The 23,184-nt window shown below is 42.4% G+C and carries 20 protein-coding genes; 10 read left to right on the plus strand and 10 right to left on the minus strand.

Going from position 1 to position 23,184, the window contains the following annotated elements; translation table 11 throughout:
- Entirely contained in the window at nt 1–621 is a 621-nt protein-coding gene (locus A9260_RS04315; protein WP_068696558.1) for an FKBP-type peptidyl-prolyl cis-trans isomerase, read from the minus strand.
- A gap of 289 nt (nt 622–910) precedes the next feature.
- Between A9260_RS04315 and A9260_RS04320 the strand changes: the two genes are divergently transcribed.
- Entirely contained in the window at nt 911–1,501 is a 591-nt protein-coding gene (locus A9260_RS04320) for a LysM-like peptidoglycan-binding domain-containing protein (RefSeq protein ID WP_068696560.1), read from the plus strand.
- Here the strand turns inward: A9260_RS04320 and A9260_RS04325 are convergent, their stop codons facing one another.
- On the minus strand, nt 1,502–1,960 hold the full coding sequence (locus A9260_RS04325; RefSeq protein WP_068696562.1) for a GNAT family N-acetyltransferase: 459 nt from the start codon (nt 1,958–1,960) through the stop codon (nt 1,502–1,504). It lies immediately after the preceding gene.
- Nucleotides 1,961–2,145: 185 nt separating this feature from the next.
- On the opposite strand from A9260_RS04325, the gene cobA reads away from it, so the two are divergent.
- Complete coding sequence (gene cobA / locus A9260_RS04330) at nt 2,146–2,985, plus strand: uroporphyrinogen-III C-methyltransferase (protein ID WP_068696564.1); 840 nt, start codon at nt 2,146–2,148, stop codon at nt 2,983–2,985.
- 49 nt (nt 2,986–3,034) lie between these two features.
- Here the strand turns inward: cobA and A9260_RS04335 are convergent, their stop codons facing one another.
- The 6 genes from A9260_RS04335 to msrA form a co-directional block, all read right to left on the minus strand.
- Nucleotides 3,035–3,526, minus strand: coding sequence for a DUF3299 domain-containing protein (locus A9260_RS04335; RefSeq protein WP_068696566.1), 492 nt, complete (start codon nt 3,524–3,526; stop codon nt 3,035–3,037).
- Between the two features lie 10 nt (nt 3,527–3,536).
- Nucleotides 3,537–4,796, minus strand: coding sequence for an ABC transporter permease (locus tag A9260_RS04340; RefSeq protein ID WP_068696568.1), 1,260 nt, complete (start codon nt 4,794–4,796; stop codon nt 3,537–3,539).
- Complete coding sequence (locus A9260_RS04345; protein WP_068696570.1) at nt 4,796–5,512, minus strand: ABC transporter ATP-binding protein; 717 nt, start codon at nt 5,510–5,512, stop codon at nt 4,796–4,798. Before A9260_RS04345 ends, A9260_RS04340 begins: the two co-directional genes overlap by 1 nt.
- A gap of 66 nt (nt 5,513–5,578) precedes the next feature.
- A complete protein-coding gene (zrgA, locus tag A9260_RS04350) occupies nt 5,579–6,301 on the minus strand; it encodes a zinc uptake protein ZrgA (protein WP_373604468.1) in 723 nt (240 codons plus the stop codon).
- A 156-nt stretch (nt 6,302–6,457) separates the two neighbouring features.
- Nucleotides 6,458–7,009, minus strand: a complete 552-nt coding sequence (locus tag A9260_RS04355; RefSeq protein WP_068696572.1) for a YtfJ family protein — start codon at nt 7,007–7,009, stop codon at nt 6,458–6,460.
- 75 nt (nt 7,010–7,084) lie between these two features.
- Entirely contained in the window at nt 7,085–7,720 is a 636-nt protein-coding gene (msrA, locus tag A9260_RS04360; protein ID WP_068696574.1) for a peptide-methionine (S)-S-oxide reductase MsrA, read from the minus strand.
- A gap of 137 nt (nt 7,721–7,857) precedes the next feature.
- On the opposite strand from msrA, the gene tamA reads away from it, so the two are divergent.
- Genes tamA through A9260_RS04380 form a run of 4 tightly spaced genes read left to right on the plus strand, consistent with a single transcriptional unit; the run spans nt 7,858 to nt 14,501 of the window.
- Nucleotides 7,858–9,582, plus strand: a complete 1,725-nt coding sequence (gene tamA / locus A9260_RS04365) for an autotransporter assembly complex protein TamA (RefSeq protein ID WP_068696576.1) — start codon at nt 7,858–7,860, stop codon at nt 9,580–9,582.
- On the plus strand, nt 9,582–13,577 hold the full coding sequence (gene tamB / locus A9260_RS04370; RefSeq protein WP_082957054.1) for an autotransporter assembly complex protein TamB: 3,996 nt from the start codon (nt 9,582–9,584) through the stop codon (nt 13,575–13,577). Before tamA ends, tamB begins: the two co-directional genes overlap by 1 nt.
- Nucleotides 13,578–13,597: 20 nt before the next feature.
- The gene (locus A9260_RS04375; RefSeq protein ID WP_068696578.1) at nt 13,598–13,942 is read left to right on the plus strand and encodes a gamma-glutamylcyclotransferase family protein; all 345 of its coding nucleotides are present in this window, start codon (nt 13,598–13,600) and stop codon (nt 13,940–13,942) included.
- 37 nt (nt 13,943–13,979) lie between these two features.
- Nucleotides 13,980–14,501, plus strand: a complete 522-nt coding sequence (locus tag A9260_RS04380) for a lipocalin family protein (protein ID WP_068696580.1) — start codon at nt 13,980–13,982, stop codon at nt 14,499–14,501.
- On the opposite strand, the gene fbp is transcribed toward A9260_RS04380, so the two are convergent.
- Nucleotides 14,498–15,514, minus strand: a complete 1,017-nt coding sequence (fbp, locus tag A9260_RS04385) for a class 1 fructose-bisphosphatase (protein WP_068696582.1) — start codon at nt 15,512–15,514, stop codon at nt 14,498–14,500. The two genes, A9260_RS04380 and fbp, sit on opposite strands and share 4 nt — an antisense overlap.
- A gap of 219 nt (nt 15,515–15,733) precedes the next feature.
- Between fbp and mpl the strand changes: the two genes are divergently transcribed.
- Both mpl and A9260_RS04395 read left to right on the plus strand, forming a co-directional pair.
- Nucleotides 15,734–17,089, plus strand: a complete 1,356-nt coding sequence (gene mpl / locus A9260_RS04390; RefSeq protein WP_068696585.1) for a UDP-N-acetylmuramate:L-alanyl-gamma-D-glutamyl-meso-diaminopimelate ligase — start codon at nt 15,734–15,736, stop codon at nt 17,087–17,089.
- Nucleotides 17,089–17,730 carry a flavin prenyltransferase UbiX gene (locus A9260_RS04395; protein WP_068696587.1) on the plus strand — a complete coding sequence of 214 codons (642 nt, stop codon included), beginning with the start codon at nt 17,089–17,091 and terminating at the stop codon, nt 17,728–17,730. Before mpl ends, A9260_RS04395 begins: the two co-directional genes overlap by 1 nt.
- A gap of 100 nt (nt 17,731–17,830) precedes the next feature.
- Here the strand turns inward: A9260_RS04395 and A9260_RS04400 are convergent, their stop codons facing one another.
- On the minus strand, nt 17,831–19,207 hold the full coding sequence (locus tag A9260_RS04400; RefSeq protein WP_068696589.1) for a PhoH family protein: 1,377 nt from the start codon (nt 19,205–19,207) through the stop codon (nt 17,831–17,833).
- Nucleotides 19,208–19,505: 298 nt separating this feature from the next.
- On the opposite strand from A9260_RS04400, the gene rapA reads away from it, so the two are divergent.
- Together rapA and rluA are read left to right on the plus strand one after the other, a co-directional pair.
- A complete protein-coding gene (gene rapA / locus A9260_RS04405; RefSeq protein ID WP_068696591.1) occupies nt 19,506–22,412 on the plus strand; it encodes an RNA polymerase-associated protein RapA in 2,907 nt (968 codons plus the stop codon).
- A gap of 13 nt (nt 22,413–22,425) precedes the next feature.
- Nucleotides 22,426–23,163, plus strand: coding sequence for a bifunctional tRNA pseudouridine(32) synthase/23S rRNA pseudouridine(746) synthase RluA (gene rluA / locus A9260_RS04410; protein WP_068696593.1), 738 nt, complete (start codon nt 22,426–22,428; stop codon nt 23,161–23,163).
- Nucleotides 23,164–23,184: the final 21 nt, after the last annotated feature.

The following is a 23,184-nucleotide window of genomic DNA, read 5'->3' on the forward strand; positions in this document are numbered from 1 at the left end:
TTACAGGATAGCCAGTAATTCTACTTCAAATACTAGAGCTGCAAATGGAGGGATTGCCGCGCCAGCGCCGCGCTCACCGTATGCAAGATCTTGTGGGATGTATAGTTTCCACTTAGAACCAACAGGCATAAGTTGAAGAGCTTCAACCCAACCTTTGATAACGCCAGTTACAGGGAACTCAGCAGGTTGACCGCGAGATACAGAGCTGTCAAATACAGTACCGTCTGTTAGCTCACCGTGGTAATGAACACGTACTTGAGCGTCAGAAGTTGGAACTTCACCAGTACCTTCAGTTAGTACTTCGTATTGAAGACCAGACTCAAGAACAGTAACGTCAGAACGAAGAGCGTTGTCTGTTAGGAAAGCTTCACCGTCAGCAGCAGCAACTTTAGATAGCTCTGCACGCGCAGCTTCAGCGCGAGTGTGTAGTTCTTGAAGTGCGTTGTTGATTTCGTCAACTTCGATTGCTGGCATGCCGCCAGTCAATGCTGTTGCGATACCCGCTGCGATTGCATCAACGCTTAGGCCGTCAAGACCACTGCCAGCAAGTTGCTGACCCATTTGTAGACCGATACCGTAGCTTGCTTTTTGCTCTACAGTTTCAAATTGAACTTCAGACATAGTTGTCACTCTCAGTTTTTTGATATAAAGGCGCAAGCATACCAGTTCTGGCTCGAGTTGAAAATTACTGTGGTGGGCAGATAATAGATAGTGCTCAAATAATGTAGAAAATCTAAATAGAACGGCTAATGCATTTTCAAATACTTGGCTTAAAAAGTGCTTTGTGACGAATTATCTCTCAATTTGACCTAAATTTGTCCTTATTATGTTTGATGAGCAACACGGGGTGTGTTCATTACCTCGTTTTTTTTATATCCTGATAGAAATGGATAAGTCGGAGTGAGATAGGATGAATCGACGTACCCGCTCTAAAAGACACACAGAGTTACTTGCAGACAAGTGGAATCAAATAGAGTGGATGACGCTGCCTTCAAAGGTTAAAGGTGTCTTTACATCATTACCGTTACCTAAGTGGCATCGTCGCGCTTTAATGGTGTTGGTGCCGGTCACTATCATCTTAATAATGATGCCAACGCCAAAGAGCTCAACCGAAGTTAAAGTGGCTACACCAACAGATGCACGAGTATCTGTGCCCATCAACACTCGCGGTTTAAGTGAGCAGCGAACCAGCAGCACCACAACATCACATGTCGTTGTTTCTGGTGAGGTGCCAGCTAAAGGGTTATGGATTGACTATAAAGTAAAAGCCGGTGATACCTTGGCTAATGTATTTCGTGCCAATAACCTGAGTATGACCGATTTAAATGCGCTCGCTAAAATTGAAGGAATAGATAAGCCTCTAAGCCAAATTAAGCAAGGTCAACTAGTGCGCTTTAAGCGTGATGATGAAGGACGCCTTGATATTCTTCAATTAGAAAGAGATAACGATTCAGTGATGTTTTTCCGTCTTTCTAATGGTGGTTTTGGTCGTAGTAAGTAATTACTTCAGTGGTGTTCTTCGCATATCAATGTGAGGAATGCCATCTTCAAGATAAGGCTTAGAGAAAGCTTCAAAACCATGCTGTTGGTAAAAGGCTTCTAGGTGAGCTTGAGCACCAATTTCAATTGTTTGGTTAGGCCATAACTGCTGACATCCTTCAACGGCTTTAGTCATGAGTTGATGGCCTATTTTAAGCTCTCGAACTAATGGACTAACCACTACTCGGCCAATACTGACCGCAGGATAAGATAAACCTGCCGGAATAAGTCTCGCCACTGCAACAACTTCATTCTCTTTTAAACCAATCAAATGTCGAACCCCTTTAGCATGATCTTTATCATCCAATTCAGGGTAGGCACATTCTTGTTCTACAACGAATACATCGACGCGAAGTTTGAGCATTTTATAAAGAAGGTGATTGTCGATTTCTGTAAATGAAAGAAGTTGCCAATTAATCATATTAGGGAAAACCTATGAACCTAAAATAGAGGCAAATAGGTTACCACTTTTTGATGATGATCGTCAGGCTTTGACAATACTGGCTGTTTTTAAGTCTATAAAGTAATAACAGATAAAAATATAGAATTTCCAGTTATAAATCTTACACGGCATAATCAGTTTAACCGTATGACTAGGACGTTATTATGCTCGACACTGTTGTTCCCCTTAGCCCGCGCTCGGCTGTTGATTCCAAACTACCTTATACCGCTCTTAAAGCAGGAGAAGTTGCTCTGGTAGGTGCAGGACCCGGTGATCCAGAGCTTTTGACGATCAAGGCGCTTAATATGCTAAGGCAGGCTGAGGTAATCCTTTATGATTATCTGGTATCTGACGAGATATTATCGCTTGTTTCTAGTGATGCTATTTTAGTGTGTGTGGGCAAACGTGCCGGTGCGCATAGTGTGCCGCAACATAAAACCAATCAGTTATTGGTTGATTTTGCTAAACAAGGATATCGAGTTGTACGCATTAAAGGTGGCGATCCTTTTGTGTTTGGACGTGGTGCTGAAGAGTTAGAAGTGCTGGTTGATAATGGCGTGAGCTTTCAAGTGATTCCTGGCATTACTGCAGCGTCAGGCGCGACTGCTTATGCGGGTATTCCTTTAACACATCGTGATTACGCTCAATCCGCTATGTTTGTCACTGGGCATTTAAAGGATGAGGATTCTAGTGTTGATTGGTCGACACTTGCTCGAGCCAATCAGACTCTGGTTATTTATATGGGATTGATGAAGTCGAGTATCATTGAGCAACAGTTAACCCAGCATGGAAGATCCACAGATACACCGATTGCGATTATAGAGCGCGGAACACAGTCTTCTCAGAAAGTCATTTATGGAAGCTTATCGGAGCTAAGTGAATTATCAAAACAGGCAGCATCTCCGGCTTTGATTGTGGTAGGGGAAGTGGTTGCGTTAGGTAAAAAGCTTGCTTGGTTTGACGCTGATAATCAACATAACCAGCAGCAAGCTTGTGCTCAATAAAATCGGCTACTAGCCATCAATTACATGATGGCTAGTAGATTGTGGCGAGTTAGTCGTCATACTCTTCAATAGCGGTACCATTTAACAGATAGCCTGTTTCAGCCAGTTCATGCTCTACTGTTTGTGCTTTCAACTCACCCACCACATAGACCACATCCCAAAGCTCTTGTATTGGCGCTCCACTTGGAAACTTAACGTAAATAATTTGGTTTGGCGGTGGTGGTGGTACATGAATACAAGCACCAAAGTAAGGAACTAATAGAAACTCAGTCACCTGATTTGCATCCCCCTCTAGTGGGATAACAAAACCAGGAATTCTAACTTGGCTGCCATTCAGTTCAGTACGAACTGTACCTACCATCGATTGTGGCGCTGCGCCTCCATTATGTGAAGTCGCAATCGGCAAACCTTGATGATCAAACTGAGCTCGTTCACTTTCCGGAATGAGGTCAATCCAATTTAGCGTTAATGGCTCTGCGTGAGCCATTATTGATGACAGCATTAATGCCAGTACAAAACAGCATTGAGCAAGTTTCTTCATTTCTTCTCTCTTAAATTCTTATGGTCATGCCGTCCGCAAGCGACTGGCGGTATGCTCTAAAGGCTGGAATAAATCCGATAATAACTCCTGCGCCTAAAACCAAACCGACTAAAGTCCATTCATGAGGAGTCAACATGCTAAGTTCGATACTTATACCATAGAGTCGCTGGGCGATGGGATGTATTATTAGTAGAAGTGCATACAAACCAGCAATACCGGTGATAATCCCGGCTAATGTAAGTGCTGTTGCCTCACTAATTAATAGTGTAAAGATATGTCGTGGACGTGCGCCCATTGCTCTTAAAATGGCCATTTCTCGTCGACGTTCTTGTAAGCTCGTCAGCAAACTACTGAGCATACCGAGTAAGCCTGATATTACGACAAAGCCAGAGACAATTAACAGAGCTTGCTCTGCAACAGACATCATTCCCCATAATTCATGTAACGCAATACCAGGTAAAATGGCGCTTAATGGCTCTTTATTATAGGTATTAATCTGTCTTTGTAGTGCAAAGGTTTGTATTTTGGATTTAAGCCCTAGCATAAATGCAGTGATTTGCTTAGGTTGAAAATCGATAGTCTTGAGGACTTCAGCACCAGGGTTTCCGCCCATATTCGCGCCAGACTCCCAACCAACATGGATAGCTTCAATCGCTTTTAACGAAACATGTACGGTTTTATCTACAGGTGTCCCCGTTGGAGCCAAAATACCCACCACTGTAAATGGCAGGTTATCATGTCGGGCAAATCCAACATCAGAAATACCATGTGCAATGATAATTTTGGTGCCAACTTTGTAACCAAGCGCTTTAGCGACATCGGAACCAATGACAGTGTCGAATAGCCCTGTAAAAGGTCTACCTTCGGTTAATTGTAAGTGCTGTTTTCTACCGTATTTATAGTGATCAAAATAGGCTTGAGTTGTACCCATGACTCTAAAACCTTTATGTGAGTCACCTAGAGAAATAGGGATAGCCCAATCAACAACTGGGCTATTGCTAAATTCTTCAAAGCTTTTCCAGTCGATATTATTGGTGGCATTACCAATACGGAAAACAGAGTAGAGTAGGAGGTTTACTTGACCTGAACGAGCGCCCACGATCAAGTCTGTACCAGAAATTGTATTGGCAAAGCTATTTTTAGCTTCGGTGCGAATACGCTCTACACCAAGCAATAAAATCACCGAGATTGCGACCGTTAAAATGGTCAGAAAAGCGGTTGTTTTTCGATTGGAAAGACTTTTCCAAGCTAAATGTGCTGTCGTTTTCATTAGCTTACAGCTCCGCTTTTAACTAGATTGATATCTTGAAGGTTAAGGCGAGTATTGAAAAGTGCCTCAAGGGTTGGATCATGACTAACAAAGACGAGAGTAGATTGAGCTTGTTCGGCTTGTTCCATTAACAGTTCGATAAATGCACTGCGGTTAGCAAAGTCGAGGGCTGAGGTTGGCTCATCGGCAATGACCAAACGAGGCTTACCAATAAGGGCTCGAGCTGCGGCAACACGCTGTTGCTGGCCAATACTTAAATCAACCACATGTTTATCTAATAGGTCTTCAGCAAGGTGTAAACGCTGTAATATTTGGCGTGCTTGCTCTTTTAGGTCACCGTCAACTGCGTGTTTTCTTTTGCCTGAAAAGTGGCAAGGGAGAATAACGTTGTCGATAACTGATAAATAGGGAAGTAAATTAAACTGTTGAAATATATAGCCAATATTATCAGCTCTGAATCGATCTCTTTGAGTTTGAGAAAGAGAGGCTAATTCAGTATTGAGTACTTTGAGAGAACCACTTTCACAGGTTGTAATGCCAGTAAATAAGTTTAATAAGGTCGATTTACCGCAGCCACTAGGGCCTTTGATAAAGACATGTTGGCCTTGTTTAACTGATAGTGTTGGGATATCTAGTGTCGGAGTAGAATTACCCGGCCATGAGAAACGAACATCATTAAGTTCGATTACGGTATCTATTTTGGGATGTTTAGCCACTGTATTTCCTATGACATTTCGCAGAAGTGATGAAAAACGGCCATCACTGAGTGATGACCGTTGATACTAAAACTTAATAACAGTGTTGTCTTTAGCTAATTCTGAAGCAAGTTGCGCTGTATCAGTGAGTAGGTTCACATGAACGACGTGTGTGCCTGTAAATAGTTCAAACCAGTTAGTGTCGATTTGGCTCAGTTTACTGATGTCTTTACATTGGTATTGGTAAGCAATGTTAAATGCACCGTGGCCATCATGATGTTCATGTTCATGTTTGTCATGATCATGCTTGTCATGGTCGTGGTCATCATGGTGATCTTTGTGGTCAGCATGGTCGTGTTTATCGTGATCATGCTTATCATGGTCATGGCTGTCATGATGGTCTTTATGATCTGCATGATCGTGATGCTCATGCTTGTCGTGGTCATGATCTTCATGCTCATCACCAGACAGTTTATGTGTTACATCTTTAGAGGCTAATGTACAACCAGCATCAGCACTCAATGTTAGGATTGAATCTGCTGAATTTAAGTGAGCCATTGCTGTATCTAGTACTTTCTGTTGCTTTTTGTTCGTTGGAATATGTTCAAAACCAAGCACATCAGCACCAGGAGCTAAGATCTCAACCAAAAGATCGTTGCCGTCTTGAGCAATATTAAATTCAACACTGCCGTGTACATGAGCGCCATGTTGACGGAAGTTTTCTTCAGCATGAGAAGAAACAGAAGTTACTGCTAGCGCAAGTACGCTTAGTGGAAGTAGAGGTTTCATTGCTTTAATCATTAGTGTCATTACCTATCTATTCAGACCTAATTAAAGTTTATTAATTCAGTCTTTCATTAATATTTCTCTGCGGCATTTTTATCAAGTTAAATACGCCGTATGTAGGGCGTATTTAACTTGCGATGTCTCAGCAGAACTTGGCAGCGAAGCATATGCAAAGTGAGCTTAAAGGTCTTTCTTAATTAAAGTGATAACGTGTTGGATCTCTTTAGGTGTTAATTCACCATCCTTTGCCCAAAGAATATTACCGTCTTTACCTTGTAGCGCAATCATCGAAGTTTTTGCGTCAAGATCCCACGCTTTAGCAACCATTCCGTCTTTATCTAGAACAATAGAAGAATAAGAAAACTCTCGTTTACTATCTTCAGCACTCGATTTAACGAATGAACTCGTGCCCCAGATAGCATCATCCTGGTTGATTATAGTCGTAGTTTGGTACTTATCCTTTGGTAGATTGGCATCGATAATTGCATCTATCATTGGCTTATTTAAAGCCTTAGCTGCAGAGCGACCTGCGATAGCTTGAATTACTCGAGTTTTGCCAATCATGCTTGCTGACTGCCATTGATGATATGTTATATCATCTCCGTTTGCCATGACTTCTCCGTAGTCAGTTACACTTACCGTCGGAACTGTGGTCCCCACATTTAGGTTGATAGCCCATGATGAGAGTGGTGCTGTGAGAGCGAGTACGGCAATTAAGTGCTTTATCTGCATGTATTTATCCATTGTTGTTTTGTATGAGTTAATTGAGCTTAAGTATATGTTAAACCGTTAAGTTCACATCTATCATTAGTTATTTTGTGCGGGAAAGCAGACTCCTGTGCCACCAATTCCACAGTAGCCATCCGGATTCTTTGCCAAATACTGTTGATGATACAGTTCAGCAAAATAATAAGTTTTGGCAGGTGATATTTCTGTAGTAATAAAGGACTTTCCTGACTGATTAAGTAGTTGTTGATACTTATGCTGTGATGCTTCTGCGAGAATATTTTGTTCACTACTATAAGTATAAATAGCAGAACGATATTGTGTTCCCGTGTCATTTCCTTGACGCATTCCTTGAGTAGGATCGTGCTTTTCCCAAAAGATCTGTAGTAATGTATCTAACGAGATTTGTGTAGGATCGTAGATAACTTTAACAACTTCAGTGTGCCCAGTTTGTCCTGAGCAAACTTCTTCATAAGTTGGGTTTGGAGTATAACCACCGGTATAGCCAACAGATGTAGAAATAACACCGGGGGTATTCCAGAAGAGTTGTTCTGCGCCCCAAAAACAACCTAAACCAAGTGAAATTTGCTGATAACCTTCTGCAGGAGGTGCAGTTAAAACTGTTTGGTTAATAAAGTGCAGACCCAAATTTTCAATAGGATTTGTTCGGCCTGGAAGTGCATCTTTCTCTGAAATCATCGTTTGTTTGTCAAACATGTGCTCTCCTAGCAAAAGTAAGTGTTTTTTTGAATTTTGTATCGTGGATCAATCCTTTATACTACTTAGTCGACCCATGGGGAAATTTTCTGGCTATACCTCTGTTTCGTTACAGGAAGTACAGTAACAATTAAATAATGAATCAACGCGTAATACGGATATTTATCGCTTTTGTCCTTTTGGTTTTTAGCCAAATGAGTCAAGCCGAAGCTACCCTCAATGTTAATGGACTTTCTGGTAAGGTCGAAGATAACGTTGATGCGTACCTGTCTGCCATTCCCGAGGAAGAATACTCTACCTCTCTTCGTTTTCAATCCCGTATTGAAGACAGCATTACCGATGCTGTTAGAGCGCTGGGTTATTACCATCCTATTTTTAAGTTTACAGTCAGTGACGATGAACAAACACTCAATGTAGATGTTGAATTAGGCGATCCCGTTATTATCGATACTTTGGATATTGAGATAAGCGGTGAAGCAGAGCAAGACCCACAGTTTATCGCGCTTGTTCAAGCGAGCAATTTAAAACCAGGCGTGGTTTTAAGTCACGGTGATTATGATGCCCTTAAATCTGGGTTACGTAACCTAGCATTGAAACGTGGCTATTTTGAGGGAGATTTTAGTGTTACTCGTTTGGAAATTGCCCCTGAACTGAACAAAGCCTTTATCCATTTACACTATGAAAGTGGCATTCGATATCGATTTGGTCCAACCAAAATATCCGGTTCTCAAATAGAAGAAGACAGGGTTTATTCTTTAATCCCCTTTAAGCAAGGCGATCCCTATTCGGCAAGTAAAATTGGTTTGCTTAACCAAAACCTATCAAGTACATCTTGGTTTTCAACGGTCTATGTTGAACCTGACTTGAGTCAGGTGGGTGATGGTAATCGAGAGTTGCCAATGACCATTCAGCTTTCACCTCAATCTCGACATCAAGTGGAGACCGGTATTGGTTACTCAACCGATGTTGGTGTTAGAGGGTCTTTGAGTTGGAGAAGGCCATGGCTCAATGCTCAAGGGCATAGTTTTGATAGCAGCTTTGTCTTATCTAAACCAGAGCAGCAAATTGTTGTGGGTTATAAAATTCCCTTAGAGGATGTGCTTCGTGAATATTATCGTATTCAATACGGTATGAAGTATTTAGATAATAACGATACTACCAGTTTAGAGTCTAGCTTAGGTCTAGAAAGGCACTGGGAGCTCGATAGTGGTTGGCATCGTACACTATTTATTCGCCTGTTAAATGAAGACTTTACGCAGGGAGCTCAAGACGATCAGTTTACTATGCTGTTACCTGGTATTTCGTTTTCTAAGACACGAACTCGAGGTGGTCCCATGCCTACATGGGGAGATAAGCAATCAATCACCTTTGAGTATGGCGATCCTGCCCTTTTTTCCGAAGCAAGAGTATTACGTGTATTAGGTCGCACCACTTGGATTAGAAGTTATAAAAAGAATCATCGTGGCATTTTCTATATTGGCGGCGGTGCTAACTTTACCGAATCTGTATTTGATCTACCTCCTTCTTTACGTTTCTTTGCTGGTGGTGATAACAACCTACGTGGCTATAAATACGAGTCGATCTCCCCTAAAGATGGTCAAGATAAGCTAACGGGGGCAAAGTTTATGGCAACAACCAGCTTAGAGTACCAATATCGAGTTTATGGAGATTGGTGGCTGGCGACTTTTGTTGACTATGGTGATGCATGGAATGAAACGCCTTTATGGAAAACCGGTACGGGTGTCGGTATTCGCTGGGCTTCACCTGTTGGCCCTGTGAGATTGGATTTTGCCTTTGGTTTAGATGCTGATGAAGGAACTGATAAGTTCCAAATTCACTTTGGTTTAGGTCCGGAGTTGTAATGAATAAAGACGTGCAACGCAGTGAAGAAAAAGCAGTCGATAGCGTTACGACCGGCAAAGCTGTCTCTGAATCAAAAGCCACATTAAAAACAAAGAAAACCAAATCAAAAGATAAGAAAAAACGTCCTCTATGGCGTCGTATTTTATGGACCTTGACCCATATTTCTTTGGGCGTTATTGCGCTTATCTTGCTTATACTCTTATTGCTTTGGGGCTTACTGTTCACCAATCCTGGCTTAAATAGCATTCTTTGGGGGGCGGAGAAGGTCGTTCCTGAATTGACGGTTGACCGTACCGAAGGTGCTTTATTAACGGACTTTCAATTGTATGGCATTGGCTATGATAACCCTGCTTTATCCAGCAAATTAAAAGCTGACAAGCTTGAAATGGACATACAGTTACATTGTCTTATAGAGCTTCAAGTGTGTATTAAAACGTTAGGGATTGAAGGTGCTAATTTTTCTCTTACCGATCTTCCGCCTACTGAAGAACCTGTCGATGAAGTCAGCGAACCTATCCGCAGTGTGTCATTACCTTTTGGCTTAGGGGTTAAAGTTGAGAGGCTGTACTTAAATAAAATTAATTTGGATGTGTTAGGTAACAAAGTTGCTTGGCAAACCTTTGAAACTGGCGCGCAAATGCGCTTTGGTGGCTTAACGTTAAGCCCAACTCGTTTTGAGGGTGCCAGAGTTAGCCTTGCAACCAATCAGGAGCAGGAGCCCTCAGCTAAATCAGAGCCTTCGGCTAAACCTGATCCCTCAACCAAACAACAAGATCTAGCGGCGTCAGAACAAGAACCGCTTACTCAAAAGCAACAAGCCGCAAATGAAACCTCACAAACGTCTACTGATGCTATCAGTAGCAAGATTGTGTTACCTGAAATCTGGATACCTTTAAGCATCAACATACAAGACATCACAGTGACAGATTTTCAATTGTCATCCCCTGATGTTCAGATAGATAGAGCGCATTTAGTCGCTTCAGCGCAAGGTAATAATGTCAATATCGAGCAGTTTGAATTAGCCATGCCGATTGCCGATGTTAACTTGAAAGGTAATGCCCAGCTAAAAGGTGACTATGCATTAACGGTTGATGCTAGCGCTAAAGTGAAACAAACCACGCTAGCAGGGCAGTCAGTGTCTTTAAATGCAGAGGGAAGTGTTGCTGATCTCACCCTAGATGCAGGCTTGAGAGACCTTATTGTCGCTGATATTGATGCGAAGTTGCAGTTACTTGATCCTGCATTACCTTTTGATATCAATTTAAGTAAAGCAAAAGTGCAGTGGCCATTGCGCGGAGAAGCTGATTATAAAGCGCAAATTGATACCTTACAGGCGAAAGGAATATTAAATCAATACGACTTAGATTTAATTGCTGCGGCGCAAGGTAAGCAAATTCCAGATGTTAATTTGTCTGTGGATGGCGAAGGTAACTTAGAACAAATTCAGTTAAAACATATTGATGTTGAGACTCTCAAAGGCGCAATTAAAGGCAGTGTATTAGCCAATTGGGCCGCGCCAATTAATTGGCAGGCTGAGTTAAATCTCGAGCACATTCAGCCAGGAAGTTATTGGCCTCAAGCAGAAGGTGACATTAGTGGCAACTTAATCACTACTGGACGTTTACCGGAGGCGGGTGGCTGGGAGGTTGAGCTTTCGCATCTTGATATCGATGGTATTTTCCGTAACTACCCACTTAATATTAATGGTGTGTTGCAGGCAAAAGACATCTCTGGAAAAGGCGATTTTCGTGTCAATACTCCGGGTATGGTCATCGCTCATGGTCAGAATAAAATTCAGGTCTCAGGTAATTTGAATGAAGATTGGAATATCAACACTAAGATTGATATTCCTGAAATTAAAAATACGGTTCCGGATGTAAGTGGTCGTGCGATTGGCTTAATTAAAGTGAGAGGCGCATTTGCTACTCCGGAAATTATTACCGATTTAACGGCAACTAAAATAGCTTGGCTTGATCAATTGAGCGTTGCTTCCATCTCATTACAAGGGGATGTGAGTCCACTGCCGGCTCCTAAGGGCAGCTTAGATCTTGTGGTTGAAGGTGTTGATCATCTTGAACAAAAAGTAAAACGCAGTGAGTTTAGCTTTAGTGGTTCTCAGCAAGATCATCGAGCTTCGTTTAGTGTTGATTCTGATGTCGTTCAAGGCGGATTTAGTATTTCTGGTAGCCTACAAACCAAACCAGGGTTGAAATGGCAGGGTCAATTAGAAGATGCCAGTTTAACTACTGTTCAGGGTGAGTGGGTTGTCGATCATAGCCCTAAACTTTCTTATGACGGCGATACTCAGATAGCCTTTGTAGAAGCGCATTGCTGGTTACAGGCTGATTCTAAATTGTGTCTAGATAAAGACGTTAAAGCAGGACAATCAGGAGAAGTATTTGCCAGCATTCAACACTTTAACTTTTCTCAGGTAAGTACTCTTTTACCTAAAGATATTTCCTTAGTAGGTAAGGTCGATGCCAATGTAAGAGCAAAATGGTCGCCGAATGCCTTACCAGAAGTAGAGATGAAAGTTAAGCTGCCAGAGGGCAGTGTGACACAGCATTTAGATCGCCCATTAGTTGTTGGCTGGAATCAGGTCAACTTTGATGCAAGTTTGATTAAAGATGACTTAAAAGCCAACTGGAATATTGATTTTACCGATAATGGTGATGTTCTAGGTCGAGTCGAGTTAGACAAAGTTTCTAAAGAGAACAAGCAAATTGATGCGCGTATCCAATTGCAACAAATCACCTTGGGTATGCTGGCGCCATTGTTTGGGGAGTTCAGCCAAGTTGAAGCCGATATCAACTCTGATATTAAACTAAAAGGCCCAGTTAAAAAGCCTCAGATATTTGGGGATTTCCGAGTAGAGCATATTATTGCAACCGGTGATGTAACCCCAATTGACGTTACCGGAGGGCAACTTATTGCTAAATTTTCCGGTTATCAAGGTGACTTGGATGCCAAAATAGAGACCCAAGAAGGGGATCTATTAATGAATGGTGACGGTGACTGGCGTGATATCGAAAATTGGGCTGCCAACCTTAATATATCGGCTGATCAGTTGCTTGTTGAAGTTCCGCCTATGGTTAAGGCCAAAGTAGAGCCTGATATCAATGTTGCGGTAACGCCCGGTTTGATTGATGTGAAAGGTAAAGTCCGACTGCCTTGGGGAAGAATTACCGTTGAAGAACTTCCGCCATCAGCCATTTCTGTTTCTTCAGATGAAGTCATTGTAGATAAAGATCTTAAACCGTTAGAAGAGAGCTCCAAGTTCCCATTCAAGATCAAAACTGACATCAACGTGATTATCGGTAATGACTTCTTATTGAGTGCATTTGGCTTGAAAGGTGGTCTTGTTGGTGAGATTAATGTTTCTCAAAAGAACAATGCACCGTTTATTTTAGGCGAGGTGAATATCGTTGACGGTAAGTATCGCTCGTTTGGTCAAGACCTATTAATAGAAGAAGGCAAAGTGCTGTTTAATGGCCCTGCCGATCTTCCTTATCTATCCATTAAAGCCATTCGAAACCCTGACAATACAGAAGATGATGTTATTGCTGGTATTAAGGTCACAGGCCCTGCCGATGAACCGAATATCGAAGTGTTTTCAGAGCCATCGATGCCACAAGCAAATGCGCTGTCTTATATTTTACGAGGACAGGATATCGATAGTGATTCCGGTGGTAATGCCATGACAACCGCCCTTATTGGCTTAAGCTTGGCAAAAAGTGGCCGAGTAGTGGGCGAAATTGGTGAGGCTTTCGGTGTTAGCGATCTGCAATTGGATACCGCAGGCAGTGGTGATGATTCTCAAGTTACGGTGAGTGGCTATATTCTACCTGGATTGCAAGTGAAGTACGGGGTCGGAATATTTGAATCTATCGGTGAATTTACTTTCCGCTATCGTTTAATGAAAGATCTTTACCTAGAATTAGTATCAGGCACAGATAGCGCAGTAGACCTGTTATATCAGTTTGAATTTGATTAGCTATAACACAGGATGATGGTATGCAGCATTTAGTTTTTGTTTATGGAACCTTAAGGCAAGGTGAAGCAAACCACTTCCTTTTGCAAGGTAGCGAATTACTTGGTTTGTATGAGACTCCACCGCAATATACGTTGTACGACTTTAGCGCCTTTCCCGGATTAGTCGAAGGCTACGATAGCATCACAGGAGAGGTCTATCGGATTACAGATGATGTGCTAGCTAAGCTTGATATTCTTGAAGATATTCCCATTGAGTATCGACGAGAAACGATAGAAACCACCTTTGGAGAAGCATGGATTTATATTTATCAAGGCACGGAGTCAGGTAAGGCGATTGAATCTGGAGATTGGAATTTACGTAACTGACCACTGATTGCGGTTGATATAATACAAGGATGTTGTAATGAAATGGATGCTCGTACTATTGAGTAGTTTTGTTCTTTGGGGTTGCGTTGGTAAGCCAGAGCAAGTGACACCCGTGAGTAATTTTCAATTAGACCGATATTTAGGTCAATGGTATGAAATTGCGCGTTTAGATCACTCTTTTGAGCGAGGTATGACAGAGGTGTCCGCTCAATATTCAATGCGAGATGATGGTGGTGTTCGGGTATTAAATCGAGGGTATTCGACAAAAGACAATGAATGGAGTGATGCTGAAGGTAAGGCTTATTTTGTTGATTCTACTGATTCAGGTTACTTGAAAGTATCATTTTTTGGTCCCTTTTATGGCTCATATATCGTATTTGAATTAGAGCAGGACAATTACGATTATGCTTTTGTTTCGGGTCCAGATCATTCTTACTTATGGCTTCTTTCTCGAACGCCGACCATCAGTGATGAGATTAAGCAGAAATTTAAAAGCCAAGCAAAAGAGCTTGGCTTTGATACTGATAAACTAATTTGGGTCAAACAGACCGTAGATTAGTATTGGTCAGGGTTTTGTTCGATGAAACCATGCAGCGTTTCAATCATAGCGTTAGAGCCAACAAAGAATGGTACACGTTGATGTAATTCTGTTGGTTTAACTTCCATGATGCGTTTTTCGCCGTCAGTTGCTCGACCACCAGCTTGCTCCATTAAGAATGCCATTGGGTTACATTCATAAAGAAGACGCAGTTTACCCATAGGGTAAGAGCGAGTACTTGGGTATAGGAAGATACCACCCATTAGCAAGTTTCTGTGGAAGTCAGATACCAATGAACCGATGTAACGTGAAGTGTACGGACGGTTTGTTGGAGTATCTTCTTCTTGGCAGTATTTGATGTATTTTTTAACACCAAGTGGGAATTTTACGTAGTTACCTTCATTGATAGAGTAAACCTTGCCTTCATTAGGGATGGTCATGCTCTCATGAGATAAACAGAATACGCCAATAGATGGGTCGTATGTGAAGCCGTGAACACCAGCACCCGTTGTGTAAACTAGCATAGTAGAAGAACCGTAAATCACGTAGCCAGATGCGACTTGCTCAGTACCAGGTTGTAGGTAATCTTCTTTTTCTGTTGGTGATCCAATTGGTGAAATACGACGGTAGATAGAGAAAATAGTACCTACAGATACGTTCACATCAATGTTGCTTGAACCATCTAGTGGGTCCATTAATACTACATATTTAGCATTTAGGTTTCGTGCACTAGCGAAAGAAACCGCTTCGTCTTCTTCTTCACTTGCAATACCACAAACTTGGTCGCGAGCTTCTAGGGCACTTTTAAACGTGTCATTTGCAAGTACATCAAGTTTTTGTTGTGCTTCACCTTGGATATTTTCAGCGCCAGCAGCACCAGTAATATCAACTAAGCCAGCTTTATTGATTTCACGGTGGACAATCTTAGCAGCAAGACTAATAGAAGATAGTAATGACGATAATTCACCACTAGCCGCAGGGAAGTCATTTTGCTTCTCTACGATAAATTCACCTAACGTTCTTAAATTGGACATGGGGGATTCCGTTTATTTGTATGACAAGTTCTTTTTTTAGCCAAATATACAGCACAAAACATATTATGGCACGAAAACTAATTGATCTATTTCACAGTTTTCTGACTTTAATCGTTCCAAATTGTATGTGTTCATGTCGAAAATCTGGGTAAAATTAGATTATAAGGCTTATTGGCGAGCCTAAAACTTTAGTCGCCTCACAAAGATAGCGAGAATTCTATGCATATTCATATACTTGGCGTTTGTGGCACCTTCATGGGAGGTGCTGCGGTATTGGCAAAGCAACTTGGGCACAAAGTAACAGGCAGTGACGCAAACGTTTACCCTCCGATGAGTACACTTCTTGAATCGGAAGGTGTTGAGATAATTCAAGGCTATGATCCGAAGCAACTAGAGCCTCGTCCTGATCTTGTGGTCATTGGCAATGCAATGAGCCGCGGTAACCCATGTGTTGAGTATGTTTTAGACAATAATTTGCGCTACACATCTGGACCTCAGTGGTTACAAGAGTTCTTATTGCATGATCGTTGGGTGCTGGCGGTTGCGGGTACTCATGGTAAAACCACGACAGCCAGTATGCTGTCGTGGGTATTAGAGGCGTGTGGTTATGAACCTGGCTTTCTTGTCGGCGGCGTACTGGGTAATTTTGGACAATCAGCTCGCCTAGGCGATAGCATGTTTTTTGTCGTAGAGGCGGATGAATACGACAGCGCTTTCTTTGATAAACGTTCTAAGTTTGTGCATTACCATCCACGTACACTGGTCATGAACAATCTTGAATTTGATCATGCTGATATTTTTGATGACTTAGAAGCGATTAAACGTCAGTTCCATCATCTAGTGCGAACCGTGCCAAGCAATGGGCGTATTTTTGCACCGTCAGATGATGTGGCATTAAACGATGTGTTATCTCGAGGTTGTTGGAGTGAAACAGAGTTTTCCCACAAAGATTGGCAAGCCAATAAATTGAAAGCCGATGGCAGTCATTTTGAAGTGTACTTTGAGCTGCAAAAAGTTGGTGAAGTTAATTGGGATTTAGTCGGTGATCATAACGTCAATAATGCTTTGATGGCGATTGCAGCTGCGCGTCATGTAGGGGTTGTTGCTGACCTAGCGTGTGAAGCACTGGGGCGTTTTATCAACACTAAACGTCGTCTTGAGCTTAAAGGTGAAGTTGGCGGTATTACGGTTTATGATGATTTTGCCCATCACCCAACCGCCATTAAGCTCACTTTAGGCGGCTTGCGTAACAAAGTGGGTGAGCAGAGAATTCTGGCAGTATTAGAGCCAAGATCGAGCACCATGAAAATGGGTGTGCATAAACAGACTTTAGCCGCCTCTTTAGTTGCCGCGGATAAAGTTTATCTTTACCAACCCGACAACATTGACTGGTCAGTGGATGATATTGCCCAACAATGTTCGCAAGCGACTTTTACATCCCGATCGGTTGATGACATCGTTGCAGAGCTAGTCAAAGAATCTCAAGCAGGGGATCAAATTCTAATTATGAGTAATGGCGGTTTTGAAGGTATTCATACTAAGCTATTAAACGCACTACAAGTAGCAGGGAACTAATGCAAGACAAGACGCAGGATAAGACGCAACAAAAGAGTATTACCTTAGCGATGACGGGGGCTTCTGGCGCGCCGTATGGATTGGCATTGCTCAAAAAGCTTTTACAGGCAGACTATCGTGTGTATTTTTTGGTTTCGTCAGCCGCTAGAGTGGTATTGGCCACTGAGCACAATCTTAAACTGCCTAGTGGTCCTGATGCGATTAAAGCGACACTGGTCGAGTATTTGGGTTGTGATGACTCACAGCTGGTGGTGTGCGGAAAAGAAGACTGGTTTTCGCCAGTGGCTTCTGGATCGGCTGCGCCAAAACAAATGATTGTTTGTCCGTGTTCTGCCGGTAGCCTTGCTTCTATTGCGCATGGTATGTCTGACAATCTTATTGAGCGAGCAGCAGATGTGGTATTAAAAGAGCGCGGTCAGCTGATTCTTGTGGTTCGAGAAACGCCGTTCTCTACTTTGCATTTAGAAAATATGCTCAAGCTTTCAAAAATGGGGGCAACCATTATGCCCGCAGCTCCCGGCTTTTATCATCAACCACAATCAATTGATGATCTGGTTAACTTTATGGTGGCGCGAGTACTTGATCATGTTGGGATCAGTCAGGATCTCGTGCAGCCTTGGGGTTACGATAGGCGTCAGTAGCAATTATGTTTTTAAATCAGGGTTCTAAATAATGGTTTAAATAGCGAATAAACAACGCCAGCAGGAATGCTGGCGTTATTTTTACTTACCGTGATTAGTATTAAAGATTTTCCTCTGCAAATTCAGCTAAGCGACTGCGAACCACACCATTGAGGTGCACGTTAGCGGAACCTTCAAAGTTTTTAAAACGCTCCACCATATAAGTCAGCCCTGATGTTACCGGCGTTAAATAAGCCGAATCGATCTGCGCAAGATTTCCTGAACAGACAATTTTAGTCCCTTCACCGCATCGAGTAATGATGGTTTTGATTTGTGAGGCGGTTAAGTTCTGGCATTCATCAAGCAATACAAACGCATTTTGAATAGAGCGTCCACGCATAAAGTTAATCGACTTAAACTGAATATTGGCTTTCTCGCAGATGTAACGCAAAGAGCCTTCAGTGCAGTGATCGTTTTTATGTAATGCCTCGAGCGTATCGGTCACCGCCGCCAGCCAAGGCAGCATTTTTTCTTCTTCATTGCCCGGTAAAAAACCAATGGACTCACCAATATCTGGGGTATTGCGAGTCACAATGATTTTATCAAACATCTTATATTCGACGGTTTGTTCAAGTGCTGCGGCCATTGCTAATAGGGTTTTACCACTACCGGCTGCACCGGTTAAGATGACTAGGTCGATATCCGGATCCATCAGTGCATCTAGGGCCATGCCTTGGTAGATGTTTTTCGGTTTTATATCCCACGCGCGGCGGTTCATCATTTTGTCGCAGCTGAGATCTTTTAAAGTGATGGACTCTGCGTTGATGTCGGTAATGCGAGCGGCAAAGTCACTATCAGAGTCGAGGATATATTGATTGATATAAGGCATCTCAATGACTGACTGATTAATGAGATGATGCGCTTTACCCGCTAAAGCAATGGAATTAACTTCATCCACTTTATCCCAAAAAGATCCCTCGTATTGAGTAAAACCTTTAGTGAGATACTGCACATCATCAATGAGCTGATCAGTGCGGTAATCTTCAACGTGTCGCACCCCGGCACCTTTTGCTCTTAGGCGCATATTGATGTCTTTAGTGACGAGTACCACTTCTCTCGGTGAGCGTTTATTTTGCAGGTAAATAACCGCGTTTAAGATGCGGTTGTCACCCGCCTTATCAGCAAAAGCTTTAACGGTTTCTTGCAACTCAAAGTCTGCCAGTATTGATAAAGTGCCGCCTACGTGATTTTCGTTGTGAAAGCGAATACCTTCAGATATCTGATCAGGCGTCGCTTCCCGAAAAATATCTTCTAAGGTTCGTATCGCAACACGCGCATCGTGTGCTACATCTCGTTTGCTGTCTTTAATTCGGTCTAGTTCTTCTAATACTGTCATCGGAATGACGACGTCGTGTTCATGAAAGGAATAAATAGCATGTGGTTCGTGAAGTAGGATATTGGTGTCTAATACAAAAATCTTGCGTTCGCTATCACCCATAAGCGTCTCCTTTGCTTATTTGACGTTGTGTATCAGAGCGATCTCAAAATTCAGATAGTAACCTGATGAAGAGAGCACAGTTTGATATTGATAACCTCTTCTATTTTAAGCCTAGTTTAGTTTCATTTCGTTGACAGTGAGATTGCACTATTTATATCCATTAAACGTAAGGTTTTACGTGCTCCTAGTGCATCGATGTACTATTATGACGCCCTTTTTCTGACAGGAAACTTTGACTGATTTGTCGAGTTTTCTTCTATGATTGTTAGAGTTAAATTTATAAAAGGGTATTAGCTGAATGGCATTTGCGATTGGTCAACGTTGGATTAGTGATACAGAAAGTGATTTAGGACTAGGAACTATAGTGGCTATTGATGCGCGAACAGTGACTTTAATGTTTGCCGCCTCTGAAGAAGAGCGACTGTATGCTATCAATGATGCTCCAATTACTCGTGTTACTTTTGCTGTTGGTGACACCATCGAAGCCCATGAAGGGTGGTCACTGATTGTCGAGGAAGTGAACGAAGAAAAAGGCGTGCTTTGTTATAGAGGTACTCGAGAGGATACTGATGAGCAAGGTATTGAACTTCGTGAAATTTTCCTAAGTCACCAAATTCGCTTTAATAAGCCACAGGATAAGTTATTTACTGGGCAAATTGACCGCATGGACAATTTTGTATTGCGCTATCAAGCGTTGAATAACCAGTATCAACAACATAAAAGCCCATTGCGAGGCCTAACTGGCATGCGTGCAGGTTTGATTCCTCACCAGCTATTTATTGCCCAAGAAGTAGGGCGTCGTCACGCACCTCGTGTTTTACTTGCTGATGAAGTCGGTTTGGGTAAAACCATTGAAGCGGGTATGATTATCCACCAACAGGTGCTCGCCGGTCGCGCAGAACGAATTCTTATCGTTGTTCCTGAAACTCTAATCCATCAATGGCTGGTGGAGATGATGCGCCGCTTTAATCTGCACTTTTCTGTGTTTGATGAAGAGCGTTGTGTTGAAGCTTATGCAGATGCTGCCAATCCGTTTGATACTCAGCAATTTGTATTGTGTTCATTAGACTTTCTTAAAAACAGCCCTAAACGCCATCAGCAAGCACTTGAAGCGCAGTGGGACTTGTTAGTTGTCGATGAAGCTCATCACCTAGAGTGGAGCTTAGAGGCGCCAAGTGAAGAGTATTTAGCGGTAGAGTCTTTAGCATCAAAGATTCCTGCGGTATTACTACTAACAGCAACCCCTGAGCAATTAGGCCGTGAGAGTCACTTTGCTCGACTTCGCCTGCTAGATCCTGACCGTTTTTATGACTACCAAAGCTTTGTCGACGAAGAAGAAAACTACGCACCGGTTGCCGAAGCTGTCAGTCAGTTATTGTCTGGACAAGCACTACCAGATGATGCGAAAAATCAAATCACTGAGCTGTTATCAGAGCAAGACGTAGAGCCTATCTTTAAAGCGATTGCGGATCAGCAGCACCCAGAACAACAAGCACTGGCAAGACAAGAGTTGGTAGACAACTTGATGGACCGCCATGGTACAGGGCGAGTGCTATTTCGTAATACTCGTGCCGCGATAAAAGGTTTCCCTGAGCGTCGAGTTCATTTATTACCTATGCCGATGCCAGAGCAATATACTCGCGCAATTAAAGTGTCGAAGATATTTAATGTTGATCTTTCTTTGGATAAACAAGCGGGCATCATGCTTTATCCTGAAGAAGTATTCCAAGAGCTTGGGGATACCGGCGCATGGTGGCAATTTGATAGCCGAGTTGATTGGCTGATTGAAAAAGTGAAACAAAAACGTGCAGATAAAATTTTGGTGATTGCATCGCGATCGGCAACTGCACTACAGCTAGAGCAAGCATTGCGTGAGCGAGAAGGCATCCGAGCGACGGTATTCCACGAAGGAATGTCAATTATTGAACGAGATAAAGCAGCTGCTTATTTTGCCCAAGAAGAGGGTGGTGCTCAGGTACTTATCTGTTCTGAAATTGGCTCAGAAGGTCGTAATTTCCAGTTTGCTAATCAACTGGTGATGTTTGATCTTCCGTTTAATCCAGACCTTCTTGAACAGCGAATTGGTCGTTTAGACCGTATTGGGCAAAACTCAGATATCGATGTTTTTGTTCCATATTTAGAGGGAAGCTCACAGAGCGTATTGGCTCGCTGGTACAGTGAAGGACTGAATGCGTTTGCGGAAACGTGCCCAACAGGCAGAACGGTCTACGAGAAGTTCTCTTATGAGTTAACTGAGATGATTGCTACGGGTGATTGCTCTGAGCTTGATGATGTTATTGCTCAGTCAGTGAAGATTAATCAGCAGTTAAAACAAGATCTTGAACATGGTCGCGATAGATTATTAGAAATGCATTCTAATGGCGGCGAGCGAGCTCAAGACTTAGTGCAGGAAATTGCAGCTAAAGATAACGATACTAAATTTGTTAGCTTCGCCTTGAGCTTATTTGATTGTATTGGCCTAAATCAAGATGACAAAGGTGAAAACGCACTGGTTGTGACACCTTCTGAGCACATGCTTGTGCCAAGTTATCCTGGCCTTCCTTATGACGGCGCAACCATTACTTTTGAGCGTGATATTGCCTTGTCTCGTGAAGATATGAACTTTATGTCTTGGGAACATCCAATGATTCAAGGTGGTATTGATTTACTGCTTAGTGAAGGTGTGGGGGCGTCAGCGGTCTCTTTGTTAAAAAACAAAGCGCTTCCAGTAGGCACCATGCTTTTAGAGTTGGTATACCTTGTTGATGCCCAAGCACCAAAACGCAGTGGTATCGCACGATTCTTGCCACAAACGCCAATTCGCCTAATGTTAGATGGCAAAGGTAATGATCTTTCAGCGCAAGTTGAGTTTGAAAGTTTTAACCGCCAACTAAGTCCGATTAATCGTCATATGGCAAGTAAATTGGTTACTTCTGTTCAAGGGCAAGTACAAGCATTAATTGCGGCAGGTGATGAGAAAATACTGCCTAAGCATGAGCTAGTAAAACAGCAAGCTAAGGCCGAAATGGAAACCAGCCTCAATGCAGAGCTTGCAAGATTATTGGCACTAAAAGCAGTTAACCCGAACATTCGTGATGAAGAAGTAGAAGCCATTGAGCAACAGATTACCGAGCTAGGTAGCTTTATCTCACAAGCTCAAATTCAATTAGATTCTTTGCGTCTAATCGTTGTTTCTCACAACTAGAGTGAAATAAATTATGGCCATGATTGAGTATCGCCCTCCAATAGATCCGTGGATAGATATTGTGTATCAAGATGAACATATCTTGGTAGCCAATAAGCCAGCTGGATTATTGTCAGTACCGGGGCGAGAAGAAAAGCATTACGACAGTTTATGGAGTCGCCTTGTGGCGGAATATCCTGAGATCCAAGTTGTGCATCGCTTGGACATGGCCACCTCTGGTTTAATGCTGTTTGCTCTGTCTAAAGAGGCAGAGCGACACATAAAGAAACAGTTCCAATATCGCCTAACACATAAAGTGTATTACGCTCGTGTGTGGGGCGAAATAGAAGAAAAAGAAGGTATTGTCGATTTACCTCTGATTTGTGATTGGCCGAATAGACCAAGACAAAAAGTATGCACTCAAGACGGCAAGCCTTCACGCACTGATTATCAGAAAGTACAGCAAGAAGAAAAAACCTGTATTGTTCGCCTATTGCCAATTACAGGACGTTCACATCAACTGCGCGTGCATATGAGTGAAATAGGTCATTCGATTGTGGGTGATGAATTTTACTCTGAAGGTGAGGCGCAAGCCTTTTCAGACCGATTACAACTGCACTCTACTGAACTGAGTTTTTATCACCCAAAAGATAATCAGTTAGTCAGTATGTTTGTGCCATGCGACTTTTATCCGCAAGCAAAACCATTAGTATTAGAACTCTACTCAGCTGAACCTGAGTTGCCGGACTATAAAACTTTGCCTAAGCACTAGCTTTAAGTGTTCAGCATAAGC

Source organism: Vibrio sp. UCD-FRSSP16_30, from assembly GCF_001676025.1.
GTDB lineage: Bacteria > Pseudomonadota > Gammaproteobacteria > Enterobacterales > Vibrionaceae > Vibrio.

What these genes read in the sequence shown, in the direction of transcription:
- A9260_RS04325 (WP_068696562.1), bottom strand. Translation starts at nt 1,960, where the DNA reads ATGATTAATTGGCAACTTCTTTCATTTACAGAAATCGACAATCACCTT.
- rluA (WP_068696593.1), top strand. Translation starts at nt 22,426, where the DNA reads ATGGCCATGATTGAGTATCGCCCTCCAATAGATCCGTGGATAGATATT.
- A9260_RS04380 (WP_068696580.1), top strand. Translation starts at nt 13,980, where the DNA reads ATGAAATGGATGCTCGTACTATTGAGTAGTTTTGTTCTTTGGGGTTGC.
- tamB (WP_082957054.1), top strand. Translation starts at nt 9,582, where the DNA reads ATGAATAAAGACGTGCAACGCAGTGAAGAAAAAGCAGTCGATAGCGTT.
- A9260_RS04355 (WP_068696572.1), bottom strand. Translation starts at nt 7,009, where the DNA reads ATGCAGATAAAGCACTTAATTGCCGTACTCGCTCTCACAGCACCACTC.
- tamA (WP_068696576.1), top strand. Translation starts at nt 7,858, where the DNA reads ATGAATCAACGCGTAATACGGATATTTATCGCTTTTGTCCTTTTGGTT.
- mpl (WP_068696585.1), top strand. Translation starts at nt 15,734, where the DNA reads ATGCATATTCATATACTTGGCGTTTGTGGCACCTTCATGGGAGGTGCT.
- A9260_RS04335 (WP_068696566.1), bottom strand. Translation starts at nt 3,526, where the DNA reads ATGAAGAAACTTGCTCAATGCTGTTTTGTACTGGCATTAATGCTGTCA.
- cobA (WP_068696564.1), top strand. Translation starts at nt 2,146, where the DNA reads ATGCTCGACACTGTTGTTCCCCTTAGCCCGCGCTCGGCTGTTGATTCC.
- A9260_RS04395 (WP_068696587.1), top strand. Translation starts at nt 17,089, where the DNA reads ATGCAAGACAAGACGCAGGATAAGACGCAACAAAAGAGTATTACCTTA.
- zrgA (WP_373604468.1), bottom strand. Translation starts at nt 6,301, where the DNA reads ATGACACTAATGATTAAAGCAATGAAACCTCTACTTCCACTAAGCGTA.
- A9260_RS04340 (WP_068696568.1), bottom strand. Translation starts at nt 4,796, where the DNA reads ATGAAAACGACAGCACATTTAGCTTGGAAAAGTCTTTCCAATCGAAAA.
- A9260_RS04400 (WP_068696589.1), bottom strand. Translation starts at nt 19,207, where the DNA reads ATGGGTGATAGCGAACGCAAGATTTTTGTATTAGACACCAATATCCTA.
- fbp (WP_068696582.1), bottom strand. Translation starts at nt 15,514, where the DNA reads ATGTCCAATTTAAGAACGTTAGGTGAATTTATCGTAGAGAAGCAAAAT.
- A9260_RS04315 (WP_068696558.1), bottom strand. Translation starts at nt 621, where the DNA reads ATGTCTGAAGTTCAATTTGAAACTGTAGAGCAAAAAGCAAGCTACGGT.
- A9260_RS04375 (WP_068696578.1), top strand. Translation starts at nt 13,598, where the DNA reads ATGCAGCATTTAGTTTTTGTTTATGGAACCTTAAGGCAAGGTGAAGCA.
- A9260_RS04320 (WP_068696560.1), top strand. Translation starts at nt 911, where the DNA reads ATGAATCGACGTACCCGCTCTAAAAGACACACAGAGTTACTTGCAGAC.
- rapA (WP_068696591.1), top strand. Translation starts at nt 19,506, where the DNA reads ATGGCATTTGCGATTGGTCAACGTTGGATTAGTGATACAGAAAGTGAT.
- msrA (WP_068696574.1), bottom strand. Translation starts at nt 7,720, where the DNA reads ATGTTTGACAAACAAACGATGATTTCAGAGAAAGATGCACTTCCAGGC.